24 protein-coding genes are annotated in these 25,884 nt (G+C 49.3%); 18 read left to right on the forward strand and 6 right to left on the reverse strand.

Translation table 11 applies throughout. The annotated features are described in order from the left end of the window. The first annotated feature begins 41 nt into the window (after positions 1 to 41). Both DXB18_RS00490 and DXB18_RS00495 read left to right on the forward strand, forming a co-directional pair. On the forward strand, positions 42 to 1,088 hold the full coding sequence (locus DXB18_RS00490; protein WP_118544090.1) for an FAD:protein FMN transferase: 1,047 nt from the start codon (positions 42 to 44) through the stop codon (positions 1,086 to 1,088). 111 nt (positions 1,089 to 1,199) lie between these two features. Next, positions 1,200 to 2,132 carry a DMT family transporter gene (locus DXB18_RS00495; protein ID WP_118705361.1) on the forward strand — a complete coding sequence of 311 codons (933 nt, stop codon included), beginning with the start codon at positions 1,200 to 1,202 and terminating at the stop codon, positions 2,130 to 2,132. Here the strand turns inward: DXB18_RS00495 and DXB18_RS00500 are convergent. Continuing rightward, the gene (locus DXB18_RS00500) at positions 2,119 to 3,465 is read right to left on the reverse strand and encodes an MATE family efflux transporter (protein WP_118705363.1); all 1,347 of its coding nucleotides are present in this window, start codon (positions 3,463 to 3,465) and stop codon (positions 2,119 to 2,121) included. The genes DXB18_RS00495 and DXB18_RS00500 overlap by 14 nt on opposite strands. A 90-nt stretch (positions 3,466 to 3,555) precedes the next feature. Next, entirely contained in the window at positions 3,556 to 4,785 is a 1,230-nt protein-coding gene (locus DXB18_RS00505; RefSeq protein WP_118705365.1) for an argininosuccinate synthase, read from the reverse strand. A gap of 398 nt (positions 4,786 to 5,183) precedes the next feature. Between DXB18_RS00505 and argC the strand changes: the two genes are divergently transcribed. From argC to DXB18_RS00540, 7 genes are all read left to right on the forward strand, one after another. Next, a complete protein-coding gene (gene argC, locus DXB18_RS00510) occupies positions 5,184 to 6,224 on the forward strand; it encodes an N-acetyl-gamma-glutamyl-phosphate reductase (RefSeq protein WP_118705367.1) in 1,041 nt (346 codons plus the stop codon). 159 nt (positions 6,225 to 6,383) lie between these two features. After that, on the forward strand, positions 6,384 to 6,848 hold the full coding sequence (locus DXB18_RS00515) for a GNAT family N-acetyltransferase (protein WP_118544086.1): 465 nt from the start codon (positions 6,384 to 6,386) through the stop codon (positions 6,846 to 6,848). Positions 6,849 to 6,943: 95 nt separating this feature from the next. Next, positions 6,944 to 8,170, forward strand: a complete 1,227-nt coding sequence (argJ, locus tag DXB18_RS00520; protein ID WP_118705635.1) for a bifunctional glutamate N-acetyltransferase/amino-acid acetyltransferase ArgJ — start codon at positions 6,944 to 6,946, stop codon at positions 8,168 to 8,170. A 126-nt stretch (positions 8,171 to 8,296) separates the two neighbouring features. After that, positions 8,297 to 9,202, forward strand: coding sequence for an acetylglutamate kinase (argB, locus tag DXB18_RS00525; protein ID WP_118705369.1), 906 nt, complete (start codon positions 8,297 to 8,299; stop codon positions 9,200 to 9,202). A 140-nt stretch (positions 9,203 to 9,342) separates the two neighbouring features. Further along, positions 9,343 to 10,542 carry an aspartate aminotransferase family protein gene (locus DXB18_RS00530; RefSeq protein ID WP_118705371.1) on the forward strand — a complete coding sequence of 400 codons (1,200 nt, stop codon included), beginning with the start codon at positions 9,343 to 9,345 and terminating at the stop codon, positions 10,540 to 10,542. A gap of 380 nt (positions 10,543 to 10,922) precedes the next feature. Beyond that, complete coding sequence (locus DXB18_RS00535) at positions 10,923 to 11,357, forward strand: hypothetical protein (protein ID WP_207665745.1); 435 nt, start codon at positions 10,923 to 10,925, stop codon at positions 11,355 to 11,357. 22 nt (positions 11,358 to 11,379) lie between these two features. Further along, complete coding sequence (locus tag DXB18_RS00540; RefSeq protein ID WP_118705375.1) at positions 11,380 to 12,363, forward strand: D-isomer specific 2-hydroxyacid dehydrogenase family protein; 984 nt, start codon at positions 11,380 to 11,382, stop codon at positions 12,361 to 12,363. Between the two features lie 244 nt (positions 12,364 to 12,607). On the opposite strand, the gene DXB18_RS00545 is transcribed toward DXB18_RS00540, so the two are convergent. Next, positions 12,608 to 12,814, reverse strand: coding sequence for a hypothetical protein (locus tag DXB18_RS00545; RefSeq protein WP_118544081.1), 207 nt, complete (start codon positions 12,812 to 12,814; stop codon positions 12,608 to 12,610). Positions 12,815 to 13,068: 254 nt separating this feature from the next. Here DXB18_RS00545 and DXB18_RS00550 point away from each other — a divergent pair, with 254 nt between their 5' ends. Both DXB18_RS00550 and DXB18_RS00555 read left to right on the forward strand, forming a co-directional pair. Then, positions 13,069 to 14,421, forward strand: coding sequence for an MATE family efflux transporter (locus DXB18_RS00550; protein WP_118544080.1), 1,353 nt, complete (start codon positions 13,069 to 13,071; stop codon positions 14,419 to 14,421). Positions 14,422 to 14,468: 47 nt separating this feature from the next. Beyond that, positions 14,469 to 16,040 carry an AAA family ATPase gene (locus DXB18_RS00555; RefSeq protein WP_118705377.1) on the forward strand — a complete coding sequence of 524 codons (1,572 nt, stop codon included), beginning with the start codon at positions 14,469 to 14,471 and terminating at the stop codon, positions 16,038 to 16,040. A gap of 60 nt (positions 16,041 to 16,100) precedes the next feature. On the opposite strand, the gene mscL is transcribed toward DXB18_RS00555, so the two are convergent. Then, positions 16,101 to 16,574, reverse strand: coding sequence for a large conductance mechanosensitive channel protein MscL (gene mscL, locus DXB18_RS00560; RefSeq protein WP_347560121.1), 474 nt, complete (start codon positions 16,572 to 16,574; stop codon positions 16,101 to 16,103). Positions 16,575 to 16,802: 228 nt separating this feature from the next. Continuing rightward, entirely contained in the window at positions 16,803 to 17,732 is a 930-nt protein-coding gene (locus tag DXB18_RS00565) for a LysR family transcriptional regulator (protein ID WP_243103043.1), read from the reverse strand. A gap of 244 nt (positions 17,733 to 17,976) precedes the next feature. On the opposite strand from DXB18_RS00565, the gene DXB18_RS00570 reads away from it, so the two are divergent. The 7 genes from DXB18_RS00570 to DXB18_RS00600 all read left to right on the forward strand — a co-directional run bounded on the left by DXB18_RS00570 (position 17,977) and on the right by DXB18_RS00600 (position 24,852). Continuing rightward, positions 17,977 to 19,410, forward strand: coding sequence for an aspartate ammonia-lyase (locus DXB18_RS00570; protein WP_118544076.1), 1,434 nt, complete (start codon positions 17,977 to 17,979; stop codon positions 19,408 to 19,410). 231 nt (positions 19,411 to 19,641) lie between these two features. Next, positions 19,642 to 20,271 carry a cyclodeaminase/cyclohydrolase family protein gene (locus DXB18_RS00575; protein ID WP_118705639.1) on the forward strand — a complete coding sequence of 210 codons (630 nt, stop codon included), beginning with the start codon at positions 19,642 to 19,644 and terminating at the stop codon, positions 20,269 to 20,271. Between the two features lie 102 nt (positions 20,272 to 20,373). After that, positions 20,374 to 21,210, forward strand: a complete 837-nt coding sequence (locus tag DXB18_RS00580; protein ID WP_118705379.1) for a bifunctional 5,10-methylenetetrahydrofolate dehydrogenase/5,10-methenyltetrahydrofolate cyclohydrolase — start codon at positions 20,374 to 20,376, stop codon at positions 21,208 to 21,210. Between the two features lie 147 nt (positions 21,211 to 21,357). Next, positions 21,358 to 21,987 (forward strand): flavodoxin family protein, encoded by a 630-nt coding sequence (locus DXB18_RS00585; protein ID WP_118544073.1) that lies wholly within the window; start codon positions 21,358 to 21,360, stop codon positions 21,985 to 21,987. Positions 21,988 to 22,100: 113 nt separating this feature from the next. Further along, complete coding sequence (locus DXB18_RS00590) at positions 22,101 to 22,613, forward strand: GNAT family N-acetyltransferase (RefSeq protein WP_118705381.1); 513 nt, start codon at positions 22,101 to 22,103, stop codon at positions 22,611 to 22,613. 261 nt (positions 22,614 to 22,874) lie between these two features. Next, positions 22,875 to 23,477 carry a cytidylate kinase-like family protein gene (locus tag DXB18_RS00595; RefSeq protein WP_118544105.1) on the forward strand — a complete coding sequence of 201 codons (603 nt, stop codon included), beginning with the start codon at positions 22,875 to 22,877 and terminating at the stop codon, positions 23,475 to 23,477. Continuing rightward, positions 23,467 to 24,852, forward strand: a complete 1,386-nt coding sequence (locus tag DXB18_RS00600) for an MATE family efflux transporter (protein ID WP_118705383.1) — start codon at positions 23,467 to 23,469, stop codon at positions 24,850 to 24,852. Before DXB18_RS00595 ends, DXB18_RS00600 begins: the two co-directional genes overlap by 11 nt. Before the next feature lie 147 nt (positions 24,853 to 24,999). Here DXB18_RS00600 and DXB18_RS00605 read toward each other — a convergent pair whose 3' ends face one another. Beyond that, positions 25,000 to 25,830, reverse strand: a complete 831-nt coding sequence (locus DXB18_RS00605; protein ID WP_118544070.1) for a deoxyribonuclease IV — start codon at positions 25,828 to 25,830, stop codon at positions 25,000 to 25,002. Positions 25,831 to 25,884 lie beyond the last annotated feature (54 nt).

The following is a 25,884-nucleotide window of genomic DNA, read 5'->3' on the forward strand; positions in this document are numbered from 1 at the left end:
TATCATATTTTATGTGACTGTAGCAAAGAATCGGGTGAAACATGAAGAGAACAAGTTGCGTTCTTCTGGCGGCAGCCTCCGCTCTGTTACTGGCGGGCTGCTCCGGAAACAGGCAGAAGCTGACGGCTTACGATGCGCAGTATCTGGATTATTTTGATACGATCACAAGCATCACGATCTGCGCGGCGAGTGAAGAACAATTTCAGGAATATAAGAGTCTGGCAGAGGAAACGCTGGAAAAATATCATGAACTGTTTGATATTTATGACAATTACGATGGCGTGAATAACATCAAGACCATCAATGATAATGCGGGAATCGACCCGGTAACGGTAGATCCGGAGATTCTGGATCTGCTGGAGTTTTCCCGGCAGGAATACGAGGAGACCGGCGGAAAGGTGAATGTGGCGATGGGAAGCGTGCTTTCTATCTGGCACGAATACCGGGAGGAAGGCATGGCAGATCCGGACAGTGCACGGGTGCCAGATCTTGTGGAGTTGGAAAAAGCAGCACAGCATACGGATTTCGAACAGATCCAGATTGACCGGGGAGCATCGACTGTGTATCTTCCAGACGAAGAAATGAGTCTGGACGTGGGAGCCATTGCCAAGGGCTATGCAACCAAACGTCTGGCAGAAACATTGAAAGAAGCCGGTGTCACTTCCGCACTTCTGAGCCTTGGCGGCAACGTGGAAACCATCGGTCTGAAGGCAGATGGCAAGCCGTGGCGGGTCGGCGTCCAGAACCCGGATACCAGCGCGGCAAAATCGTATCTGCATGTGTTAAAGCTTGCAGACACCTGCCTCGTTACTAGCGGAACCTACCAGCGTTACTATGAGGTAGATGGCGTTCGGTATCATCATATCATTGATCCGGATAGCCTGATGCCGGAAAATACCTATGACTCTGTTACCATCTTATGCAGCGATAGCGCAAAGGCAGATGCGCTTTCTACAGCGGTCTTCAATATGAAGCCGGAAGAGGGTATGAAATTTGTGGAATCTTTGGACGGAGTCGAAGCTTTGTGGGTATATCCCGATGGCAAAGAAACGCAGAGCAGCGGATTTGCGGCATATGTGGACCAGTAATTGTGACATAAGAAAATGCATACGATCCGTGTAGGAACTGTGTGGGAGATGGTTTTGGGAAAGCAAGCCGCTGGAAATGAGAAAAAGGGAAATCGGAGGATACAAAAAGATATGGAACCATCAACACATAAATCGGGAAAAACCGCGAGAAACAGCTTTATGTTGCTTCTTGCTGCTCTTGTCTGGGGTGTGGCATTTGTGGCGCAGAGTGAAGGACTCAATTATGTAAAAACCTTTACCTTCAATACCTGCAGATTTTTGCTTGGCGGGGCAGTCCTGATCCCGTGCATCTTCTTTTTGCACGGAAGAAAAGACAGCATGTGGCAGACACTGACAGCAGAAGAAAAAAAGAAGCAGACCCGCATGGGAATCATCGGCGGCATCTGCTGCGGCACGATCCTGTGCCTGGCAAGCTGCCTTCAGCAGTTTGGCATTGGCCAGACAACGGTGGGAAAAGCCGGATTTATCACAACACTGTATATCGTCATTGTGCCGTTTATGGGCCTTTTCTTAAAGCGAAAAATCGGGCTGAATATCTGGGTAAGTGCAGTGATCGCGGCAGTCGGCATGTATTTTTTGTGCATCACCGAATCCTTCTCCATTGGAGCAGGAGACCGGCTGGTGTTACTTTGTTCCGTCGTTTTTTCCGTGCATATCCTGGTAATCGATTATTTTTCCCCGAAAGCAGACGGGGTCGTGATTTCCTGTGTCCAGTTCTTCACGGCAGGTGTGATTGCAAGTGTGCCGATGCTCCTGTTCGACCATCCGTCCTGGAGTGCGATCGTGGCAGCAGCAGCCCCAATCCTTTATGCAGGCGTTATGTCCTGTGGTGTAGGTTACACGCTTCAGGTCGTAGCCCAGAATGGCGTAGACCCGACGGTCGCATCCCTGCTCTTAAGTCTGGAGTCCGTATTCTCCGTGCTGGCCGGATGGATCATTCTGGGCCAGAAGCTTTCCGGAAGAGAGCTTTTCGGATGTGTGCTGGTGTTTGCAGCGGTATTGCTGGTGCAGATACCGACCGAGAAGCTGTTTAAAGTGAAGTAACAATATTGTTCGATATTTTCTTCAGGCAGTAAAAGCATGTCGGCGCAATATAACAGCATGCCGCAATCCATGCGGTCTGGTCGGTGAAGCAGATGGCGGTGAAGCCAAACGTTTTGACAAAGGTAAGGCACACGATGGTGCGGGCGATCATCTCGGTGACGCCGGAGAAGAAAGCTCTTCCGGAGTGTCCCAGTCCCTGCGTGACCATGCGCGTGACATTCAGGATACCGAGACTCCAGTAGAAGTAGCCCATGCAGCGCAGATATTTTGCGGATGCATCCAGAACACCGGTTGCATCCTGGCTTACAAAGAGCATGGAGAGCGGGCGACCGGCGAAGATCAGGATGATACCGGCAAAGATTCCGTATCCGACACCAACCGAAATGCCTTCCCAAAGTCCCTTGCGGATCCGGTCAATGTTTCCGGCACCGTAGTTCTGACTGCAGAAGACGGAGACCGAGGTGGCAATGGCGTCAAAGGGGCACATGGTGAATTGCTTCAGTTTTACGGCAGCAGTGAATGCGGCAACGTAATCGCCTCCAAGACTGTTGTTGGCAGACTGCATGACCATGCTGCCGATGGCCGTGATGGAGAATTGGAACCCGGTAGGCAGTCCCATGGAAAGCAGTTCCGTGATCGCATCTTTGCTTACCACACGCGTGTCTTTGGTAAGCCATAAGACTTCCATTTTCCGGATGATCACGATCAGGCAGAGAATTCCGCTGACGGCCTGCGATGCGATTGTGGCAAAGGCTGCACCTGCGCAGCCCCAGCCTGCAACAAGAATAAAAAACAGGTCCAGGAAAATGTTCAGCACGGCGGAAAAAGCGAGGAACAAAAACGGTGTCCGGCTGTCTCCGACTGCACGCAGGATGCTGGAAAGGTAGTTGTAAAGCAGCGTAAAGGGCAGGCCAAGGAAAATGATCATCAGGTAGGAGTAAGCGTTGTCGTAAATGTCGCTTTTAACAGAAAGTACCTGAAGAATCCGCGGACAAAGCAGGGCGCAGAGTGCGGTGATGATACATGCAATGGCTGCAGTCACAATGGCACCATTGAAAATGATTTTTTTCATGTGCGCAAGATCACCCGCACCAAAATATTTTGCTACGGGAATTCCAAAACCGGTACAGCTTCCCATACAGAAACCAAGGACCATAAACTGGATGCTGGTGCTGGCCCCGACGCTGGCGAGTGCCTGTGCGCCAAGGCTTTGACCGACAATGGCGGCATCGATGATGTTGTAGGTCTGCTGCAGGAGGTTGCCGACCAGAAGCGGAAAGGCAAACTGCAGCATCACCCGTAAGGGGTTGCCTTTTGTCATAGAACTGGACATAGTAGAATCTTCCTTTTTATATTTATGGTTGCAGAACCCGAAAAAAGCCGCTTTAGCGGCTTTTTTCGGGTTCTATATCATAGTTACGTCTTATTTTGTCTCGTTCTTCTTCAGTTCAGCCATCTTCATTGCGCGAACCTTAAGCGGCAGTCCGAACAGGGTGATGAAGCCGTCTGCGTCGTGGTGGTCGTAAAGGTCACCGGTGGTGAAGGATGCCAGGGACTCGCTGTATAAGGAGTACGGGGAAGTGGTACCAGCCTTGATGATGTTGCCCTTGTACAGTTTGAATTTGACTTCACCGGTTACATATTCCTGGGTGGAGGTTACGAATGCCTGGATGGCCTCGCGCAGCGGAGTGAACCATTTGCCCTCGTAAACAACCTGAGCCAGCTTGTCGCCCATCTCTTTCTTAACTTCCATGGTAGCGCGGTCAAGAACCAGCTCCTCTAACTGCTTGTGAGCTTCCATGAGGATGGTTCCGCCAGGAGTCTCATAAACACCGCGGGATTTCATGCCGACTACACGGTTCTCTACGATATCGACGATACCGATGCCGTGCTTGCCGCCCAGCTCGTTTAACTTGCGGATGATATCAGCAACCTTCATCTTCTCGCCGTTTACGCTGGTCGGAACACCTTTCTCGAAGGTCATGGTAACATACTCGCCCTGGTCCGGTGCTTTCTCCGGGCTTACGCCGAGTACCAGAAGGTGATCGTAGTTCGGCTCATTTGCCGGATCCTCTAACTCCAGGCCCTCATGGCTGATGTGCCATAAGTTACGGTCACGGCTGTAGCTGCTGTCTGCTGCGAACGGAAGGTCGATGCCGTGCTGCTTGCAGTACTCGATCTCGTCTTCACGGGACTGCATGGTCCATACGTCGCTCATACGCCATGGAGCGATGATCTTGATATCCGGAGCCAGTGCCTTAATACCAAGCTCGAAACGGATCTGGTCATTGCCTTTGCCGGTTGCACCGTGGCAGATGGCAACAGCGCCTTCTTTTCTTGCAATCTCAACGAGGCGTTTTGCGATAGCCGGACGAGCCATGGAAGTACCTAACAGATATTTGTTTTCATAGGTAGCGTTTGCCTGTACACACGGAACAATGTAGTTCTCAGCAAAATCATCTACCAGATCTTCGATGTATAATTTGGAAGCGCCGGAAAGCTTTGCTCTTTCCTGAAGACCCTCTAACTCACTGCCCTGACCACAGTCGATGCAGCAGCATACAACATCATAATCGAAATGCTCCTTTAACCACGGAATGATTGCGGTGGTATCCAGACCGCCGGAATATGCAAGAACAACTTTCTCTTTCATCTCAAAATCCTCCTTGAGTAGTCTATAAAAATGTATGTTTTGAATTTCCCTTGTCATGTAAGACTTCATAAATATACAACAGTTTTTCGGATTATGCAAGACTAAATTGCATATTTTTCAAAAAAAGATTGCATATTATGCAAAACAGATGTATAATTATGAAATCTCGCAGGAACTGGTGCATCGTATTTGCAGTTACTTCAGTCCAGAAAATTCTTGTTCATGTACAGGAACACATTTTGTACATAATGAGAATATTTGGAAAAAGGTCTTTTCTTGTGATGAAAAAATACTTATAATGAAAATCAAAAATCTTAGGAATATTTATGATTGTGAGGGTATTTGACAGTTATAAGCATCCAAAAGTGTATATTTATGAACAATAGGGAGGAATGGCTATGATTAAGGCTGGAATTATCGGAGCAACCGGCTACGCAGGAGCGGAGCTGGCCCGTTTATTACTTCAGAGAGATGATGTGGAACTGGTATGGTACGGTTCCAGAAGCTATGTCGGGGAAGATTTTGCTTCTATATATAGAAACGTTGCACACGCAGTAAGCGAGCCTTGCAAAGACGATGACATGGCAAAGCTTGCAGAGATGGCAGATGTGATCTTTACCGCAACCCCGCAGGGTTTCTGTGCATCCCAGGTGACCGAGGATATCTTATCCAAGACCAAGATCATCGATCTGAGCGCAGACTTCCGTATTAAAGATGTAGACGTTTACGAGAAATGGTACAAGATCAAACATGCAACCCCGCAGTTGATCGGGGAAGCCGTATACGGACTTCCGGAGATCAACCGTGAGAAGATCAAACACGCAAGACTGATCGCGAACCCGGGCTGTTATCCGACCTGTTCCTTCTTAAGCACGTATCCACTGGTAAAGGAAGGCATCATCGATCCGAACACCATCATCATCGATGCGAAGTCCGGTACCTCCGGCGCAGGCAGAAGCGCAAAGGTTTCCAGTCTGTTCTGCGAGGTCAATGAAAGCATGAAGGCCTATGGCGTTGCAGGACACCGTCACACCCCGGAAATCGAGGAGCAGTTATCTTATGCGGCAGGAAAGCCGGTAACCATCAGCTTCACCCCGCATCTGGTTCCGATGAACCGCGGCATTCTGGTAACCGCGTATGCATCCCTTACCAGGGAAGTAACGACAGAAGAGGTAAAGGCAATCTACGACAAGTATTATCAGCATGAATATTTCGTCCGCGTCCTGGAGCCGGGGATGGCACCGGAGACACGCTGGGTAGAGGGCAGTAACTTTGCAGACGTGTCCTTCAAACTGGATCCGAGAACTAACCGCGTGGTTATGATGGGCGCAATCGACAATATGGTAAAAGGAGCAGCCGGACAGGCCATGCAGAATATGAACCTGTTGTTCGGACTGCCGGAAAATACCGGACTGAAGCAGATCCCGGTATTCCCGTAGAATAGTAAGAGGAAAAATTGCTTCCGGCCGTTTTTCCCCGCCAAATGGAATGTGGAAATGGGAACAGCAGACGGAAACAGTCGAAAAAACAACCGGAAAAAGCAATCGGAAAGAAAGCAAACAAAAGGAAACTGGTAGTACCGGGAAAGGAAGCATCACATGGCAGGAACCATGAGTATTTTGATCCGGGAGATGACCCCGGAAGATTATGATAAAGTTTATGAACTCTGGATGAGCATTCAGGGCTTCGGAATCCGCTCCATCGACGATTCCAGGGAAGGCGTGACGCGGTTTTTGAAGCGCAATCCAACCACCAGCGTGGTGGCAGAGCAGAACGGCCGCATTGTAGGTGCCATCCTCTGCGGACACGACGGACGGACCGGCTTTTTCTACCATGTGTGTGTGGCATCGGATTACCGCAAGCACGGAGTCGGGCACCGCATGGTGCATTTCGCCATGAAAGCCCTTCAGGCAGAAGGCATCAACAAGGTAAGCCTGATCGCCTTTAAATCCAACGAGGTCGGCAATGAGTTCTGGCACAACGTGGGCTGGGTAGAGCGCAGCGATGTGAACTATTATGATTTCGTGCTGAATGAAGAGAATATTACCAAATTTATACAATAACAAGTGCCGGGAATCTGCAGAGTATGCAGATTCGGTATGCCAGAAGAAGACCGGAAAGAGAAAAGAAAATCGGTCAGAACATGGAGGAACATAAGATGTATACAGTAATCGAAGGCGGCGTAACCGCTGCAGCAGGATTCCAGACTGCATCAACTGCAGCAGGCATCAAATACAAGAACAGAAAAGATATGGCGCTGATCTACAGCGAGAAGCCGTGTAAGGCAGCAGGAACCTTTACCACGAATATCGTAAAGGCAGCCCCGGTCAAATGGGACCAGAAGATCGTAAAAGAGTCTGAGTACGCACAGGCGGTTGTCATCAACGCAGGCATCGCAAACGCATGTACCGGCGCAGAGGGCATGGGCTACTGCGCAGAGACTGCCGCAGCAGCTTCCGCAGCACTGAACGTTCCAGAGAGCGCTGTTTTAGTGGCATCCACCGGTGTGATCGGCATGCAGCTTCCGATGGATAAGTTAAAAGCAGGCATCACCGCCATGGCTCCGGAGCTTTCCGGCACCATCGAGAGCGGTACCGAGGCAGCCAAATCCATCATGACAACCGACACGAAGAAAAAGGAAGTCGCTGTTCAGGTTGAGATCGGCGGAAAGACCGTTACCATTGGCGGTATGTGCAAGGGCTCCGGCATGATCCACCCGAATATGTGCACCATGCTTTCCTTCGTTACCACCGACCTTGCCATTTCCAAAGAGCTGTTGCAGGAGGCACTCAGCGCCGATGTCAAGGATACCTACAACATGATCTCCGTAGACGGAGATACATCCACCAACGATACCTGCTTGCTTCTGGCAAATGGTATGGCTGGCAATGCAGAGGTCACCGAGAAGAACGCAGACTATGAGGAATTTTGCAAGGCACTCAATTACGTCAATGAGACCCTGGCAAAGAAGATGGCTGGCGACGGTGAGGGCTGTACCGCACTGTTTGAGGTAAAGGTTATCGGTGCGGAGAGCAAGGAACAGGCAGTGACCCTTTCCAAGTCCATCATCACGTCCAGCCTGACCAAGGCAGCAATCTTCGGACATGATGCAAACTGGGGACGTATCCTCTGCGCGATGGGTTATTCCGGAGCACAGTTCGACCCGGAGAAGGTGGACCTGTTCTTCGAAAGTGCAGCAGGCAGCATGCAGATCATCAAAGACGGCGTGGCACTGGACTACAGCGAGGAAGAAGCAACCAGGATCCTGTCTGAGCAGGAGGTAACCGCGATCGCTGATGTGAAGATGGGTGATGCAAGTGCAACTGCATGGGGCTGCGATTTGACCTTTGACTATGTAAAGATCAACGCGGATTACCGTTCCTGATTTCTGATCAAATTGAGACAGGCAGAAGAAAAACATGCAGAGTAGAACCTGCAAAACAAAAGTGTGGAAAACAGAAGGAGCACGGACTGCGTCAGATCCTGCACAGCCCGCGGAGAGGAGACGATTATGAAAAGTTCTGAGATCACCGAGTTACAGAAAGCAGAGGTCCTCATTGAGGCCCTTCCATATATCCAGCGGTTCAACCGCAAGATCATTGTTGTCAAATACGGCGGCAGCGCCATGGTAGACGAGCAGTTAAAGCATCAGGTCATCCAGGATGTGGTACTGTTAAAGCTGGTAGGCTTTAAGCCGATCATCGTACACGGCGGCGGTAAGGAAATCAGCCGCTGGGTCAACAAGGTTGGCATGGAGCCGCATTTTGTAAACGGCCTGCGCGTCACCGATGAGCCGACCATGGAAATCGCAGAGATGGTGTTAAACAAGGTCAACAAGAGCCTGGTTCAGCGGGTCAACGAGCTGGGCGTGAAGGCAGTCGGCATCAGCGGAAAAGACGGTATGCTGCTGCGCTGCGAGAAGAAGCTTTCCAAGGGTGAGGATATCGGCTTTGTAGGCGAGATCACCAAGGTAGACCCGCAGATCATCTACGATCTGTTAGAGAAGGATTTCCTTCCGATCATCTGCCCGATCGGTTCTGACGAGCACTATGCAAGCTATAACATCAACGCAGATGACGCAGCCTGCGCCATTGCCCGTGCAGTCAACGCAGAGAAGCTGGCATTCCTGACCGATGTAGAGGGCGTTTACCGCGACTTTGAGGATAAGAGTTCCCTCATTTCCGAGATGACCGTCAAAGAGGCACAGGACTTCGTAGACAGCGGAAGCCTGGGCGGCGGCATGCTGCCGAAGCTGCAGAACTGCATCGACGCGATCGAAAATGGCGTATCCCGCGTCCATATCCTGGATGGCCGGATCGCACACTGCCTGCTTCTGGAAATCTTTACCAACCGTGGTATCGGTACTGCAATCTATAAGGATGGAGATGCGCGGTATTTCCATGAGGAGAGCAAGTAAATAGCATTTCTGATATGCAAATAAAAGTTAGAAACAAGGCTGGCGGAGGAAAAAGAAAATTTTCAGAAAGTCGGCCTGAACTGATGAAAAAGTTGCTGGATGCATATGCTTGAACAGCAGGAAAAGAAAGGATACAAGACATGGAAAAGCAGCAATATATTGACCGTGCTGAGCACGTATTATATAAAACCTACAACCGCTTTCCGGTGGTATTTGACCACGGCGAGGGCGTGAAGCTGTATGACACAGACGGACAGGAATATCTGGATTTTGGCGCCGGAATTGCTGTTATGGGTCTGGGCTACAGCTGTGATGAAGTAAAAAATGCAGTAAAGGAGCAGATGGACAAGCTTCCGCACATCTCCAACCTGTTTTACAATGAACCGGCAATCGATGCAGGTGAGAAGCTTCTGGCTGTTTCCGAGATGGATAAAGTGTTCTTCACCAACAGCGGTACCGAGGCCATTGAGGGCGCATTGAAGATCGCAAAGCGTTATGCCTACAACAAGGGCATGGCACCGGATTATGAGATCATTGCCATGAAGCATTCCTTCCACGGAAGAAGCCTGGGTGCACTTTCCTTAACCGGAAATGATCATTACCAGGAGCCGTTTGCCCCGCTGATCCCGAATATCAAATTCGCGCAGTTCAATGATCTGGACAGCGTCAAGGCACTGTTCTCTGATAAGACCTGCGCCGTGATCATGGAGACGATTCAGGGCGAGGGCGGTATCTACCCGGCAACAGAGGAGTTCATCAAAGGCGTACGAGCACTCTGCGATGAGCACGATGCCCTTCTTATGTTAGATGAGATCCAGTGCGGCATGGGCAGAAGCGGCGAGATGTTCGCATGGCAGGGATACGGCGTGAAGCCGGATGTCATGACCAGTGCAAAAGCACTCGGAAACGGTGTTCCGATTGGTGCATTCCTTGCCTGCGGCAAGGCAGCAACCGCTATGGTGCCGGGCGACCATGGAACCACCTACGGCGGCAATCCGCTGGTATGTGCAGCAGCCAATGCCGTTCTTGACGTATTCAAAGAGAAGAACATTACCGGTCATGTCAAAGAAGTGGGGGCTTATCTGTGGGAGAAGCTGGAAGAGGTTGCAGCAGCGTATGACTGCGTCATCGCACACCGCGGCAAAGGCCTGATCCAGGGACTGGAGTTTAACGCTGCAGTAGGACCGGTTGTGACCAACGCGCTGTTGGAGCAGCATCTGGTACTCATCAGTGCCGGAGCCAATATCATCCGCTTTGTACCACCGCTTGTCATTGAGAAGGCAGATGTAGATGAGATGGTTGGAAAGCTGAAGACTGCGATCGAGGCAGTGGTGAAATAACAACGCTCACAGGACGCAGATTATAAAATTGTATTTTATAAGAAAAGCAACAGGGTATAAGCTTTTATGCATACCCCTGTTGCTTTTTGCATTGGTAAAAACATGCCTGGGTATGGTATAGTCAGATTACAGGAACGAGACCGGTCGCTTACTGAAGAAAAAGGAGTCAGTTCTTTGGAAACAGCTACAGAAAAAGATACACTGAGCAAAGGACTTTCTGCAGAAAGCTATAAAAATCTGTTTGGAAATGCAGAAAGAAGAATGCTGTCTTCTGGTTCCGCTTTTCCCGGGGGGCGTGGGAGATCCGAAGGATTTCAATGAATATAAAATGATGAAATCACATGGAATCCGTTATGACGAGATCCTGCTCGGTATGCTGGATGAAATATCTGCACCCGGACCGTCTGGCAGCCGTATCGATCAGTGCACCCGGGCGTCCTACTTTCCTGGACTGGGAAAAAGACTACTACTGGGGCGTAAAAGACTGGAAGGAACTCTTTGGCACTGAGATTGATCTGGAGGCAATGCGAAAAGTGCCGGTTCAGATCCTGGTCGGTGGAGAAGACAGAAAACCGATCGGAGAAGAATTCTGCGGAGGCTGCAGAGTCGACCGCATGAAGTATCTCCAGAATAATTTTTTGCAGCATCAGATTGCAGCAGATCTGGAAATCATTCCGGGCATCGGCCACAGCGACGGCGGGGAGAGGATTTTTATGTTTCACAGAAAAATGCGTCCGGTGAAACAAAAAACATTGCAGTTTTATTTTGCCAAAAAGATGGAATTCTGGCGAAAAGAGTTTATAATAATGCCATAAACAACGAAGAGGAGATGTGCTTATGAAAATTGCAGCGTTTGAAGTGCGGCCAGATGAAAAAGACTCGTTTGCCCGCTGGTCAAAAGAGTACCAGGTGGAGATTTTAGAATATACGCAGGTGCCGACCCTGGAAAATGCCGGTCTTGTGGCGGGCTGTGAAGGCGTGACCATACTCGGTCAGGGAAAAATTGACCGTGCTTTGCTGGGCAAATACCGCGACCTGGGTGTGAAATACCTGTCGACCCGTACCATTGGCAGTGACCATATCGATCTGGAAGCAGCAAAAGAGCTTGGCATTCTGGTATGCAACGCCAGTTATGCTCCGGATGCCGTAGCCGATTTCACCATCATGATGATGCTGATGTGCTTAAGGCAGTATAAGCAGGCATTCTGGCGTGGCTACGTTAACGACTTTTCCCTGACAGGACTGCAGGGGAAAAATATGAGAGCCATGACGGTAGGCGTTATGGGAACCGGGAGAATCGGACAGCAGGTCATCCGTGATCTTCAGGGCTTTGGCTGCCGCATCCTGGCATACGACGTGCACCAGAACGAAGAAACCGCGAAGATGGCAGAGTATACAGATCTGGAAACATTGTACCGCGAATGCGACATCATCACGCTTCACATGCCGCTGCTTCCTTCTACCCGCCATATGATCAACCGGGAAAGCATCGCCAAAATGAAAAAAGGAGTGATCCTGGTAAACTGTGCCCGCGGCGGATTGACCGACACCGAGGCACTCATCGAAGGCATTGAATCCATGCAGATCGGTGCGCTCGGCATGGATACGACAGAAGGAGATGAAGGCATTATCCACTGTGACCGCAGAAGTGATATCATCGCAAACCGCAACTGGTTTTATCTGCACCAGTTCCGCAACGTCATCATGACCCAGCACATGGCATTTTACACCGAGCAGGCTGTAGACAGCATGGTGCAGTGCGGCGTGGAGGGACTTGTGAAGATGGCGGAAGAAGGAAGCTATAAGACCATGCTGAAATAAAGCATAGAAAACGACGAAGAGCCGGGGAACATTCCCGGCTCTTGCGGTGGAAACGGTTTATGCTTTTGGTATTGTGTTAATTTGGAAGGTCTTTTTTGCTCACTTTATTTTCCTGATAAATTCCCCCAGAGAAGAAACCGTGGCAGAAAGATGAAGTAATGAACTTAAACGTTGTGAGTCAGTTTCTTCTGAAATAGCTTGTTTGAGTTGTTCGGGAACAATATGAAAGCGAAGCTTTAAGATTTTAAATGACAGATTCGGCTTTACCCTCGGCTTTGCCCTCAGCCCTACATTCAGCTTTCCCCTCTTTTTTCTCCATAGCCCGGTATTTCTGTTCATCATATTCTGTCAAAATCACATCTACCACCTCCGCGCGATGAGAAGCCAGCAGATCTTTTAAAATGCCACGCTTAATGCAGATTTGGACAGCTGCGTCCACTGCATCTGGCATATCAAGTCCCTGGCTTTGCTGTTTGCTAGGATACCTCCATTGTATCGTTTGTGGATTGTTTTGCAATCGTCTGTAAGGAACAGTTGGACGAGATGTCCGGTTTCTATTTTGCAAGCTAATTCATATTTACTTGACGTCTACATGAGAATAATACTACAATAAGCATAATGCCGTTAAAAAAAGGAACATCGGCATAAAGATTTTGGGAAGAAACGTTCTAAAAAGGAAGGTACGCAGGAAAAGGAGAAAAGAAAGTGAAAGCAAACACAGATTTATTTGAGAATGCCCCGGTGCCGAAGGCCGTGGCGACGATGGCGATTCCAACGATGATTTCCATGCTGGTTGTGGTTATTTACAACATGGCGGATACATTTTTCATTGGACAGACAAAAGATCCGCTACAGGTAGCAGCCGTGTCATTGGCTACGCCGGTATTTATGATTTTTATGGCACTGGGACATTTGTTTGGAATTGGCGGAAGTTCTGCAATTTCAAGAGCACTGGGAGAACGGAGAAAGGACCGTGCCTGGCACATTAGTTCATTCTGCTGTTATGGTTCATTGGGACTGGGCGTCATTGTGGCAGCGATTTCCGTACTTTGTATGGAGAAGATATTACGCCTGATCGGTGCCAGCGCGAATACCATTGATTTTGCAAGACAGTATCTGACGATCATTGCCGTTGGTGCACCGACCATCATGTTTTCGACCGCGTTTGCAAATATTTTGCGCGGTGAAGGTGCATCCCGGGAATCCATGATCGGGAACCTGCTTGGCACGGTTGTAAATATTATTCTGGATCCGGTTATGATCCTGGTGTTTGGCTGGGGTGTCTCCGGAGCAGCACTTGCAACGGTGATCGGAAATATTGCGGCATGTCTGTTTTATATTGGCTACTATGTGCGCGGCAAATCGATGCTGTCCATTCATCTGAAGGATTTCAAGATGGGAGATGGAATCGCCATAGCGGTGGCGGCAATCGGCATCCCAGCTTCTTTGAACAACATTCTGATGAGTTTTGCGAACATCATTCTGAATCAGGCACTGGTCGGTTATGGCGATACGCCGGTTGCGGCAATGGGTGTGGCGATGAAGTCGAATATGCTGGTGGTGCTTTTGCAGATCGGACTTTGCGTGGGAATCCAGCCGTTAATCGGTTACAATTATGGTTCCGGAAATAAAAAGCGCCTGATGCAGGTGTTTAAGTTTACCGGTATTGTTTCGGTTGCTATGGGAATGCTGCTGACCCTGTTCATGCTCATTGCAAGAAAGTCCCTGATCCAGATCTTCATCAACGATGCGGAAGTCGTGGAATATGGTATCCGGATGGTCATTGCACTGCAGCTTTCCGCCCCGTTCATCGGAATTTTGTTCCTGTGCATCAATACGATCCAGGGTATGGGAAAGGCGCTGCCTTCTCTCATTCTTACGGTCTGCCGTCAGGGACTGATCTTTATTCCGCTGATTTTTATTTTAAACAATCTGTTTGGGTTGGATGGTGTGATTTATGCGCAGCCGACGGCGGATTATCTGTCGATCATGGTGGGCGTTATCATTTGCACGCATTTGTTTCGGACGATGAAGCATCAGAAAGAAGTTCTTGCTTAAGAAAATCCGCTGTGCTATGCTTAGCTTAAATATAAGAGGAGGGTGGCATGGGAAATTATCTGAATTCAGGCAATGAGCAGTTTCGCAAGATGGCTGCCTCGGAAATTTACGTAGATAAAACGGGTTTGATCGAATATACGAACCGGGTGATCAACACGATGCAGGGCTATCTTTGCGTCAGCAGACCCAGACGTTTTGGAAAATCGATGGCCGCAGCCATGCTAGTGGCTTATTATAGCTGCGGCTGCAGCTCGGAAGCACTGTTTCAACCATATGAGATTTCTGCTTCACCGGATTTCCACAAGCATTTAAACCAGTACGATACCATTTTTCTGAATGTTCAGGAGTTTTTAAGCCGGAGCAGCAACGTGACGGAAATGATTGCACGCATAAAACGGATGATTTTGCGGGAGCTGATTGAGAAGTATCCGGATGCAGCTTATTTTGACCGTACGGATCTGACGGAGTCTCTGAAGGACATTTATACGGCATATCATCGCCCGTTTGTGTTTATCATCGATGAATGGGATTGCATTTTCCGTGAATATAAGCAGGATAAAGAGGCGCAGGAACGGTATCTGGACTTTCTGAGGGATTTATTGAAGGATAAGGTGTATGTGGCACTGGCTTATATGACAGGAATTCTGCCAATTAAGAAATATGGGACGCATTCTGCGCTAAATATGTTTGACGAATTCTCCATGCTGGATCCGGGACCATTGGCACAATATACCGGTTTTACAGAAGCAGAGGTCCGAAAGCTGTGCGAAAAATATCGCATGGATCTGGATGAAGTAAAGGGATGGTACGATGGGTATTCGTTTGAACAGGAACCATCCGTATATAGTCCGCGTTCGGTTGTGAGCTGTATGCGGTTTGGAAAACTTGAAAATTACTGGAACCAGACAGAAACCTTTGAAGCGTTGCAGGTTTATATCGATATGAATTTTGATGGTCTTCGCGATGATATTCTTAATATGATCGCGGGGAATCATGTTCCGGTTAATACAGGAAGTTTTACCAACGATATGACTACCTTCCACAGTGAAGATGATGTTTTGACCTTGCTGATTCATTTGGGGTATCTGGGATATGACAGTGTATCCAGGTGTGTGTTTATACCGAATTATGAAGTGCAGTCAGAGTATGTAAATGCGGTAGCAGTTTCAGATTGGGGAGAGGTATCCTCTGCGCTGAAAAATTCCGCTGAAACGCTGAAGGCTATTTGGGAAGGAAGACCTGCGCAGGTTGCGGAGGGAGTGCGGCAGGCTCATTTTGAAACGTCACATATTCAGTATAACGATGAAAATGCATTGAGTTATACGATTTCGCTGGCATTGTATGCTGCACGTAATTTTTATACGATACACAGGGAACTTGCGGGCGGAAAGGGCTTTGCAGACCTGGTCTTCATTCCAAAAAAACGATTCCCGGATAAACCGGCATTGGTTGTGGAATTAAAATGGGATAAAAACGCGGCTGGTGCAGCGAAGCAGATAAAGGACAAAGAATATTGCCGGAGTCTGGAAGACTATTCCGGGAACATCCTTCTGGTTGGAATCAATTACGATAAGAAGACGAAAAAGCATAGCTGTGTGATTGAAGCAGCTCAAAAATGAAGAAGGTATACATCATAAAAGCTCTGGCCATGTGGTCAGAGCTTTTTGCGTGCATTTAAATTAAATTTCTTTGACTGCAGCAGCCGCCTCTTTCTGAATCTCGTCGGAAAGAATGGAAGTGCAGTGCGGGCAGCGGGTTGCTGCAATCGCGATCTTGGTCTTGCAGTATGGACATTCTTTCTCGGTTGGTGCTGCAGGCGGAGCCGGTTTTTTGTACAGCTTGTTCAGCTGACGGATGACCAGGAACACAACAAAGGCCATGATCAGGAAATTGATCAGCTGGGTTACAAACAGACCATAGGCGATGACGGAGGTCTGTTCTTTTGCTGCTTCCAGGGTTGTGTAGTGCTCGCCGTTTAAGGCGATGAACATGTTGCTGAAGTCGATTTTTCCGGTGATCAGGCTTAATGCCGGCATGACTACGTTTTCAACCAGAGAGGTGATCAGTCCGTTGAATGCGCCGCCGATGATTACAGCGACTGCCATGTCGATCATGTTGCCTTTCAGCGCGAATGCCTTGAATTCTTCCAGGATCTTTTTCATAGGTAGCCCCCCTTATGTAATTGATTAGAATGAGTATAAAATCAGAGGACAAAAATGTCAAGAAAGTGCCAGAAAATGCCAAAGGACACTTTCTTGTGGAAGGGTAAACGTAAACGATATAGACAACTATCTATAAGTGATATAGATACTATAGATCAGTGACGAATCATTTTCTGGCAAAATGTTCGAAAAAGTCTGGACGCAGATGTTTCAAACCGGTCAGATCATATCCAGAAACGTGCTGACTACCTTTGGCATATACCGGCTGCGCTTGTAGTAAAAGTTCACTTCCCGGGAAGCATCCTGGTGGTTGAGCTTATAGTACACCAGGTTTTCGGCGTCCGGAACATGGCGGATCAGGGTGTCGGAGCTGAAGGAGATCCCCATGCCGTGCCGGGAGAGATTGTAGGCGGTGATCTGCTGGTCCAGCTCTAAACGGATTTTGGGAAGAACGTGCGCGTTGTGGAACATCCGGTCAGCTCGTGTTCTTGTATCATTTCCACCTTTTAAAAGGAGAAAGTTTTCATTCTGGAAATGTTCCAGGGAAACCGGTGGAATACGGGAGTTGAAATGCCGGTCTTCCAGGATATCAGAAGCGGTGAGGGAATAATTTTTCATCGTCTCATTGACGGGCAGGCGGGATGGAACGGTCAGCAGCAGGTGTTCTTCACAAAAGAAACGTTTGCTGTAGACGGCAGGATCCATGTTCTGGTTGTCGATCAAAAGGTCCAGGGAGCCGGAAAACAGTTTTTCGGTCAGTTCTGCGGTGGTTGCTTCGACCAGATTTAAGTGAACCTGTGGATAGCGCTCCGTAAATCTGGAAATGAACGGCGGCAGCACATAGGAAATGAAGAGGTTGGTGCCACCGATGGAGATGGAGCCGCTTTTGATCTCCCGCATGTCATGGATATAGTTCTGAAAGCCGTTTTCCACATCCAGGATGATCTCGATGGAGCGGATATATTCTTTTCCGAGATCTGTGAGCTGAATGGGATTGGAACTGCGGTCGAAGATGGGGAAACCGATCTGGGCTTCCTCTTTTTTGACGGCAGCGCTTAACGATGGCTGGCTGATGAACAGATTGCGGGCGGCCTTCGAAAAGCTCATTTCTTTGTAAACTTCGTAAACGTAACGCATCCCCTGAAACATAACTTCCTCCTGATATAGATAAACATCTATAAAAAGTATGATTTTATAAGTATTTGAAAATAGTGTAGTGCCAAATTATACTGGTGTCAAGAACAAACAATGTCAGAACCACATAAGAGAGATTCTGCTGCGGGACACAAATGCGGGAACAAGATGGCAGAAAACGGCAGCAGCCTGCAGGGAAGCATAGAATATTTGTATGGCAGGATATTTGGACGAAAAGATACATGGGAGGATCAGGAACATGAAGGAAGAGGAAAAGAAATATCGTCTGGAGCACGATTCGATCGGAGAAAAGGAAGTGCCGGAGGATGCCTATTATGGGGTTCAGACGCTTCGTGCTTATGAGAATTTTAATATAACGGGGCTGAAAATGCATCCGGAACTGATCAACAGTGTGGCGCAGATCAAAAAGGCGGCGGCCATCACCAACTTTGAGGTGGGCGAGCTGGATAAGAAGCGGGCATCGGCCATTACCCAGGCCTGCGACGAGATCATTGCCGGAAAGCTGCACGATCAGTTTATCGTAGACCCGATCCAGGGCGGTGCCGGAACTTCTTTGAACATGAATGCAAACGAGGTCATTGCCAACCGTGCGATCGAGATCCTGGGCGGAAAGAAGGGCGATTACAAGCTGGTCAATCCGAATGACCATGTTAACTTTGGACAGTCCACCAATGACGTATTCCCGTCCTGCGGAAAGATGGCAGCGTTAAAGCTGCTTGGCAATGCGCAGGAGCAGCTGAAACGCCTGGAAGAGGCACTCATGGACAAGGCGAAAGAGTTTGATTCCGTGATCAAGATGGGCAGAACCCAGCTGCAGGATGCCGTGCCGATCCGCCTGGGACAGGAATTCCACGCGTATGCATCGGCCATCCGCCGCGATATCAGACGGTTCGACAATGCGAAGGAAGAAATCCGCTGCTTAAACCTGGGCGGTACCGCGATCGGAACCGGACTGAATGCGGATGTCCAGTATTTTCACCGCGTGGTAAAAAATATGTCCACGTTAACCGGTGAGGAGCTGGTGCAGTCCTACGACATGATCGATGCGACTCAGAACCTGGACAGCTATGCCTCCGTATCTGGCATTGTGAAAAATTGTGCCGTGAACCTGTCCAAGATGTCCAATGACCTGCGCCTGATGTCATCGGGACCGAGAACCGGTTTTGGCGAGATCAACCTTCCGGCGAGACAGAATGGTTCTTCCATCATGCCGGGCAAGATCAACCCGGTTATCCCGGAGGTGGTCAATCAGGTTGCTTTCAATATCATCGGAAACGATGTGACGATCACGATGGCAGCAGAGGCCGGACAGCTGGAACTGAATGCCTTTGAGCCGATCATTTTCTATAATTTGTTTGAATCGATCGAGACGCTGACCTACGCAGTCAAGACGTTGGTGGACAACTGTATTACCGGAATCACCGCGAACAAGGAGCACTGCCGCAAAGAGGTAGAGAACAGCATCGGTGTCATCACCGCGATCTGTCCGTATGTCGGCTATGAGACAGCAGCAAACATTGCGAAAGAAGCGCTGCGCACCGGCCGTCAGGTACGGGATCTGATTCTGGAAAAGGGTCTGATGGATGCGGAACAGTTAAATACCGTGCTGAACCCATACACCATGACAGAGCCGGGAATCCTCGGAAAAGACCCGATGGAGCAGCTGCGGTAGCAAGTACATTTTTCCTGATTTACTGGAATTACAGGCACGAAGCAGAAAAAAAGTGTGCAGACTTTCGAATGCAAATTTTGGAACGCCAATCCACTCACGGACTGGCGTTCTTTCTTTTCCTATGGTATAATGTGGCGAACGGCGAGGAAATCGAGTGACTTGCGTCACGAGAACGAGCGCAAGAGAGCCAAAGAGAGTAAAGGCAAAAGAACGAAAGCGAGGATTCCTTTTATGATAGAGAAAGAACGGATGGGACTGTGGCTTGAAACGCTGGCATCGAAAGCGCCGGTTCCGGGCGGAGGCGGTGCGTCTGCTCTGGGCGGTTCGGTGGCAGCAGCACTGGGACAGATGGTATCGAATCTGACAATTGGAAAAAAGAAATATGCAGACGTGGAAGAAAAGGTGCAGGAGCTGATTGGAAAGCTGCAGGCACTTCAGAATGATTTTCTGGATCTGGCAGACCAGGATGCCAGAGTCTTTGCACCGCTGGCTGCGGCTTACAGTCTTCCAGCTTCTACGGAGGAGGAAAAACAGGTAAAAGCACGCATTATGGAAGAAAACCTGCTTGCGGCAAGCCTGGTACCGCTTCAGATGATGGAAAAGGCTTTGGAAACCATAGAGATCCTGGAATTCCTCGGTGAGAAAGGCAGTCGCATGGCTGTGTCGGATGTCGGTGTGGCTGTGCAGTTTGCTAGAACGGCACTGACCGGCGCAGTTATGAACGTATACATCAATACAAAGTCCATGAAAAACCGGGAAAAGGCGGAAGAACTGAATGCAAAGGCGAAAAAACTGATCGAAGAGGGAGCCAGACAGGCGGATGAGATCTATGCAAAGGTGTTTAAGCAGCTGGTTGGATAACGCAGTGTGGTTTGAAGGCTTCTGTGTATTTTAAAATAGAAAATACACAAAGGAGAAGAAGCGAGTTCCAGAATACGGAGAGAATATAAGGGAGGACATTCCATGCGAGTATTGAAAGGTGCAGAGGTTTCTGCCAAGATCAAAGAAGAAGTGCAGGCAGCGCTTGCAAACAGAGCCGGGGAGGCACCAAAACTGGCTATTGTACGGGTGGGAGAGAACCCGGATGATATGTCTTATGAGCGCGGTGCAACCAAGAAGATGGAGAACTTCGGACTGCGCGTGCAGTCTTATGTGTATCCGGCTGACATTTCGGATGCAGAATTTAAGGCAGAATTCACCAAAATCAATGAGGATTCGGATGTGACCGGTATTTTGCTGCTTCGTCCGCTGCCAAAGCAGATCTGCGAGAAGGACATTGAGCAGATGATCGATCCGAAAAAGGATCTGGATGGAATTTCACCGGTAAACATCGCGAAGGTATTTGCGGGCGACAACAGTGGCTTTGCGCCGTGCACCGCAGAGGCAGTCATTGAGGTATTGAAGGCAGCCGAGATTCCGATGACCGGAAAACGCGTGACGATCGTGGGACGCAGCATGGTAGTCGGAAAGCCACTTTCCATGTTGATGTTAAAGGAAAATGCGACTGTCACCATCTGTCACACCAGAACGAAAGACCTGGCAGGAACCTGCCGCAATGCGGAGATCCTGGTGGCAGCGGCCGGACGCGCGAAAATGTTGAACGGCGATTATGTGGGCGACGACGCAGTTGTGATCGATGTTGGCATCAACGTGGATGAAAATGGAAAACTCTGCGGAGATGTGGATTACGATACCATTTTAGAGAAAGCCCAGGCGGCAACTCCGGTACCGGGCGGTGTTGGTGCGGTGACAACGGCAGTGCTGGCGAAGCATCTCATGAGGGTAGCAGGACTCTTGTAATAAGTAGAAAGAGTTACGATCCGCGGCTGGAAAACCAGGATATGCCGGCAGATTGCGGCTGTCTGCATCGAAAAACTGGTTGTCCGGTTGAAAGAGATAAAAAGACGAATCGAAAAACAATGGATAGAATGAAAGGAGAAGATTCACATGGCAAAAGTATTACTGATCAACGGAAGTGGAAACGAACATGGCTGTACTTTTACAGCACTGAGTGAGGCTGCAAAGGCATTGAACGAAGAGGGCGTGGAGACCGAGATCATCCAGCTTGGAAAAGATGCGATCCGGGACTGCATTGGCTGCGGTGCATGCGGCAAGCTGAAACGCTGCGTGTTTGAGGATGATCTGGTAAATCTGGTAGCTGCAAAGGCAAAAGATGCGGACGGATTTATCTTCGGAAGCCCGGTTTATTATGCGCATCCAAGCGGAAGAGTGCTTTCCTTCCTGGACCGCCTGTTTTATTCCGCTGGCAGTGCCTTTGCGTATAAGCCGGGTGCGGCAGTGCTTTCTGCAAGACGCGGCGGAACGACAGCATCCTTTGATGTGTTAAATAAATATTTCGGCATCACAAACATGGTAACGGTTGGTTCCCAGTACTGGAACATGGTACATGGCAACAAACCGGAAGAAGTGATGCAGGATCTCGAAGGACTGCAGACCATGCGGACCCTCGGACGCAACATGGCGTGGGTAATCAAGTGCCTGGAGGCTGGAAAGAAAGCCGGAATTACCGCACCAATCGGAAGAGAAGAGCGGGCAAGAACCAATTTCATCCGTTAGTCGTAATCTCAAATAATAAGAATGGAGTAGAAGTTACTGATCACGGGGGGCGGTTTTTTGAATTGGAAAGCTCGTTTCCGCGCATGCGTGCGTGAACAGTAGCGAGCGAAAAAATGAAAATAAGAAAAGCGAAAGCGCAGGACTTGCAGGAAATCCTGAAGTTATATGCACAGGCGCGGACCTTCATGCAGGAAACCGGAAATGGAAGCCAGTGGGGAACCACATATCCGCCTGTGGAGCAGGTAGAAGCAGATATCCGCGAAGGAAAAAGCTATGTCTGTGAGGCAGAGGGAATCCTTGCCGGAGTATTCTATTTTTCCGAAGGACCAGATCCGGATTACGCAAAGATCTATGAGGGAAGCTGGATCGGGAATGAAAACTATCATATCATGCACCGCGTGGCAGCACCGGGGCGGGTAAAAGGAGCCGGATCTTTTGGCATCCGCTGGTGCGCGAAGCACAGCGGCGGGGATTTGCGGATCGACACGCACAGAAATAATCTTCCGATGCAGCATGTGCTGGAAAAAAACGGATTTCAGAGATGCGGGATCATTTACCTCGCAAACGGGGATGAGCGGATCGCGTATGAATTTCTGGAAAATTCCAGGCGCACCGGGGCAGAATAAATCCATGGACCGATGAAGAAGGGTGAAATTGCAGCAGGCGACAAAATTAAGGAAAATTGGTGCATAATTTTGTCGGAAGCGGTAGCTTTCTGTGGACAAACATGCTAAGATGGAGACACGGTATCCGTGCGGTTTACGGTGTCAGTACATGCCTTTTTGAAAGGGCGTGGTGACCGAAAACAATGCAGCAGGGTGCTGCACATGGAATCGTGTGAAGCATTCTCGGAAAATGGGAAAGATACCGGAGAGGAGGAAACAATTATGAGCAGAGTCATTACCATAAGCCGTGAGTTTGGCAGCGGTGGACGTGAGGTGGGGTTCCGTCTGGCAGAAAAACTTGGCATCCCGTTTTACGATAAAGAAATCATTTCTATGGCGGCAGAGGACAGCAACATTTCCGAAGAAGTCTTCCACAGCCACGACGAAGTCATTGGAAACAAGGAGCGGATCGATCACGATTATGTATCCGTGAATCCGTTTTCTCCTTTATATGAAGTTCCGGTATCCGACCAGGTGTTTATGGCCCAGTCCCAGATCATCAAAAAGCTGGCTCAGGAAGGCCCTTGCGTGATCATCGGCCGTTGCTCCGATATTCTGGTGGAGGACGGCTTCCATGTGTTCATCTGTGCTGGCATGAAAAAACGTGTGGAGCGTATGTTAGCATTAGAGCCGCAGGAAAGCGCTAAGAAGATGGAAAACCGTATGCGCCAGATTGACCAGAAGCGCCGCGATTACTACCAGTATTACAGCGGAAATGAGTGGGGCAACCCAAGAAACTATCATCTGAGCTTAAACAGCGGGAAGCTTGGAATTGAGCGTTGTGTCGATATCATTATGGAGAGTCTGAAGCTGTATGAGCAGTAATCAGGGCTCTGACAAATTAAATCATACGGATTCAAAGAAGAATCAGGCATTTGCGGTCAGCATGACAGAAGGGTCTCTCTGGAAGAATATCTTTCTGTTCAGCTGCCCGCTGATTTTTTCCCAGCTTTTAGAGGTCATGTTCAACCTAAGCGATGTGGCTGTGGTGGGCCGCTTCGCGGATTACCGGGCGCTGGGATCGGTTGGGTCGACCAGCCTTCTGGTCACGCTGTTTACCGGATTTCTGATTGGCATGGGAAGCGGAGTCAATGTCCGCGTGGCCCACAGCCTGGGAGCCGGAAACCAGAGGGAAACGCAGGAAACGATCCATACCTCCTGCCTGATCTGTCTTCTGACCGGACTTTTGATCTGCATCATCGGGCTGACCTGTTCGAAAACATTTCTTCTCATGTTAAATACAAAGGAAGAACTGCTGGATGGTGCCGTGAACTATTTGCGGATCTATTCCCTTGGTATGCCTGCGCTGGGACTTTACAATTTCGGCAACGGCGTGATGAGTGCCAGAGGGGACACAAAACGTCCGCTGGTATACCTGTTTATTGCAGGAATCTTGAATGTGATTATGAACCTGGTCTTTGTCATCGGGTTTCATATGGCGGCAGAAGGCGTGGCGATTGCCAGTGTTATGGCGCAGTATCTGTCAGCGGGACTGATCCTGCATCACCTGTGGTGCCGGAGAGATGTCTGCAGGCTGCAAATCAGCAAACTCCGCTACCACAAGGTGGCTGGACAGGCTGTTTTAATGCTTGGAATCCCGGGCGGTCTGCAGCAGGCCATTTTTGCGATCGCGAATCTGTTTGTGCAGGCAGGCGTGAATTCGTTTGATGCAGTTACCGTATCCGGAAACGCGGCGGCCGCAAACACAGACCCTTTGGTCTACAATTCCATGTTTGCTTTTTATACTGCCTGTGCCAGCTTTATGAGCCGGAACCTCGGCGCAGGAAAGAAAGACCGGGTATTAAAAAGCTATTTTATCTGCCTGACCTATGCTTTTGCAATCGGAGCAGCATTTGGCATTCTGTTCCTTGTGTTCGGGCATGAATTCTTATCGCTGTTTGCAACGGAAGAAGCCGTCATCCACGCAGGACGGGAACGCCTCTATGTCATGAGCTTTTCCTATGCGATTTCCGCATTCATGGACTGTTCCATTGCGGCATCCCGCGGAATCGGAAAGAGTATCCCGCCGACGATCATTGTGATTCTGGGATCCTGTGTGTTCCGTGTGATCTGGGTATTTACGATCTTCGCCCATTTCCATACGCTTACTTCACTGTATCTTTTGTATTTCTTTTCCTGGGCAATCACGGGAGTGGCAGAGGTGCTGTACTTCTGGAGAAGTTACAGGAAGCTAGTATAATTCAACCAGAATACAAAAAATGGAATCGAAAAAATGGAATCGAAGCTGGATGATGTATCTGGCTTCGATTCCATTTTGTTGTTATGCTGAGGTTTTACGGATACGGTTCCGAACCAGGATTTTTCTGAATCAGCGGATGCCTGCAGTTTACCTTGCATGCTCCCGCATCAGCGCGATTTCCGCCGCATACCCATCCAGCTCATTCGGTGTTTCCAGATAAAACGGCAGATCTTTCAGAGCCGGATGCTGCACCACGCGGATCAGCGCATCTTTTCCGATGCAGCCTTCCCCGATCTTTGCGTGGCGGTCTTTGTGGGCGCCAAGGGGATTTAAGCTGTCGTTTAAGTGGATGGCGCGAAGCCGGTTCAGACCGATGATCCGGTCGAATTCGGCGAGAACTTCATCCAGATGGTTTGCAATATCGTAGCCGCCGTCCCAGATATGGCAGGTGTCCAGGCAGATGCCCAGATGGCTGTTTAATTCCACACGGTCGATGATCTCGCGCAGTTCTTCAAAACGCCCGCCGACTTCGCTTCCTTTTCCAGCCATGGTTTCCAGTAAAACCGTGGTGGTCTGTTCCGGCTTTAAAATAGCATTTAGCATTTCAGCAATGTAGGCGATGCCGACTTCCATCCCCTGTTTGACATGGCTTCCGGGATGAAAGTTGTAGCAGCTGCCCGGGGTGTATTCCATGCGCACGAGGTCATCGGCCATGGTGCGGCGGGCAAAGTCGCGGAGCCCTTCGTCGGCAGAAGCAGCATTTAAGGTATAAGGGGCATGTGCCAGAATCTGGTGGATTCTGTGTTCCTTTGCGAAGGCAAGAAACTGTGCGACATCTTCCGGGTCAATGTCCTTCGCTTTCCCGCCGCGGGGATTGCGGGTGAAAAACTGGAAGGTGTTGGCGTTGATTTTAACGGCATCCTTTCCCATGGCAAGGTAGCCGCGGGAGGAGGAAAGATGACATCCGATGGTAAGCATGATGGTGAACTCCTTTAATTTGAACTTTATTTGTGACTTTTTTAATCATAGAGG

The sequence above is a fragment of the Clostridium sp. OM02-18AC genome (genome assembly GCF_003481825.1).
In the GTDB taxonomy this organism is placed as follows: Bacteria; Bacillota; Clostridia; order Lachnospirales; family Lachnospiraceae; genus Brotaphodocola.

Bases quoted from the DNA above. Each gene is read 5' to 3' on its own strand.
- DXB18_RS00490 (WP_118544090.1), top strand. From the start codon at position 42: ATGAAGAGAACAAGTTGCGTTCTTCTGGCGGCAGCCTCCGCTCTGTTA.
- DXB18_RS00495 (WP_118705361.1), top strand. From the start codon at position 1,200: ATGGAACCATCAACACATAAATCGGGAAAAACCGCGAGAAACAGCTTT.
- DXB18_RS00500 (WP_118705363.1), bottom strand. From the start codon at position 3,465: ATGTCCAGTTCTATGACAAAAGGCAACCCCTTACGGGTGATGCTGCAG.
- DXB18_RS00505 (WP_118705365.1), bottom strand. From the start codon at position 4,785: ATGAAAGAGAAAGTTGTTCTTGCATATTCCGGCGGTCTGGATACCACC.
- argC (WP_118705367.1), top strand. From the start codon at position 5,184: ATGATTAAGGCTGGAATTATCGGAGCAACCGGCTACGCAGGAGCGGAG.
- DXB18_RS00515 (WP_118544086.1), top strand. From the start codon at position 6,384: ATGGCAGGAACCATGAGTATTTTGATCCGGGAGATGACCCCGGAAGAT.
- argJ (WP_118705635.1), top strand. From the start codon at position 6,944: ATGTATACAGTAATCGAAGGCGGCGTAACCGCTGCAGCAGGATTCCAG.
- argB (WP_118705369.1), top strand. From the start codon at position 8,297: ATGAAAAGTTCTGAGATCACCGAGTTACAGAAAGCAGAGGTCCTCATT.
- DXB18_RS00530 (WP_118705371.1), top strand. From the start codon at position 9,343: ATGGAAAAGCAGCAATATATTGACCGTGCTGAGCACGTATTATATAAA.
- DXB18_RS00535 (WP_207665745.1), top strand. From the start codon at position 10,923: ATGAAATATCTGCACCCGGACCGTCTGGCAGCCGTATCGATCAGTGCA.
- DXB18_RS00540 (WP_118705375.1), top strand. From the start codon at position 11,380: ATGAAAATTGCAGCGTTTGAAGTGCGGCCAGATGAAAAAGACTCGTTT.
- DXB18_RS00545 (WP_118544081.1), bottom strand. From the start codon at position 12,814: ATGCCAGATGCAGTGGACGCAGCTGTCCAAATCTGCATTAAGCGTGGC.
- DXB18_RS00555 (WP_118705377.1), top strand. From the start codon at position 14,469: ATGGGAAATTATCTGAATTCAGGCAATGAGCAGTTTCGCAAGATGGCT.
- DXB18_RS00565 (WP_243103043.1), bottom strand. From the start codon at position 17,732: ATGTTTCAGGGGATGCGTTACGTTTACGAAGTTTACAAAGAAATGAGC.
- DXB18_RS00570 (WP_118544076.1), top strand. From the start codon at position 17,977: ATGAAGGAAGAGGAAAAGAAATATCGTCTGGAGCACGATTCGATCGGA.
- DXB18_RS00575 (WP_118705639.1), top strand. From the start codon at position 19,642: ATGATAGAGAAAGAACGGATGGGACTGTGGCTTGAAACGCTGGCATCG.
- DXB18_RS00580 (WP_118705379.1), top strand. From the start codon at position 20,374: ATGCGAGTATTGAAAGGTGCAGAGGTTTCTGCCAAGATCAAAGAAGAA.
- DXB18_RS00585 (WP_118544073.1), top strand. From the start codon at position 21,358: ATGGCAAAAGTATTACTGATCAACGGAAGTGGAAACGAACATGGCTGT.
- DXB18_RS00590 (WP_118705381.1), top strand. From the start codon at position 22,101: ATGAAAATAAGAAAAGCGAAAGCGCAGGACTTGCAGGAAATCCTGAAG.
- DXB18_RS00595 (WP_118544105.1), top strand. From the start codon at position 22,875: ATGAGCAGAGTCATTACCATAAGCCGTGAGTTTGGCAGCGGTGGACGT.
- DXB18_RS00600 (WP_118705383.1), top strand. From the start codon at position 23,467: ATGAGCAGTAATCAGGGCTCTGACAAATTAAATCATACGGATTCAAAG.
- DXB18_RS00605 (WP_118544070.1), bottom strand. From the start codon at position 25,830: ATGCTTACCATCGGATGTCATCTTTCCTCCTCCCGCGGCTACCTTGCC.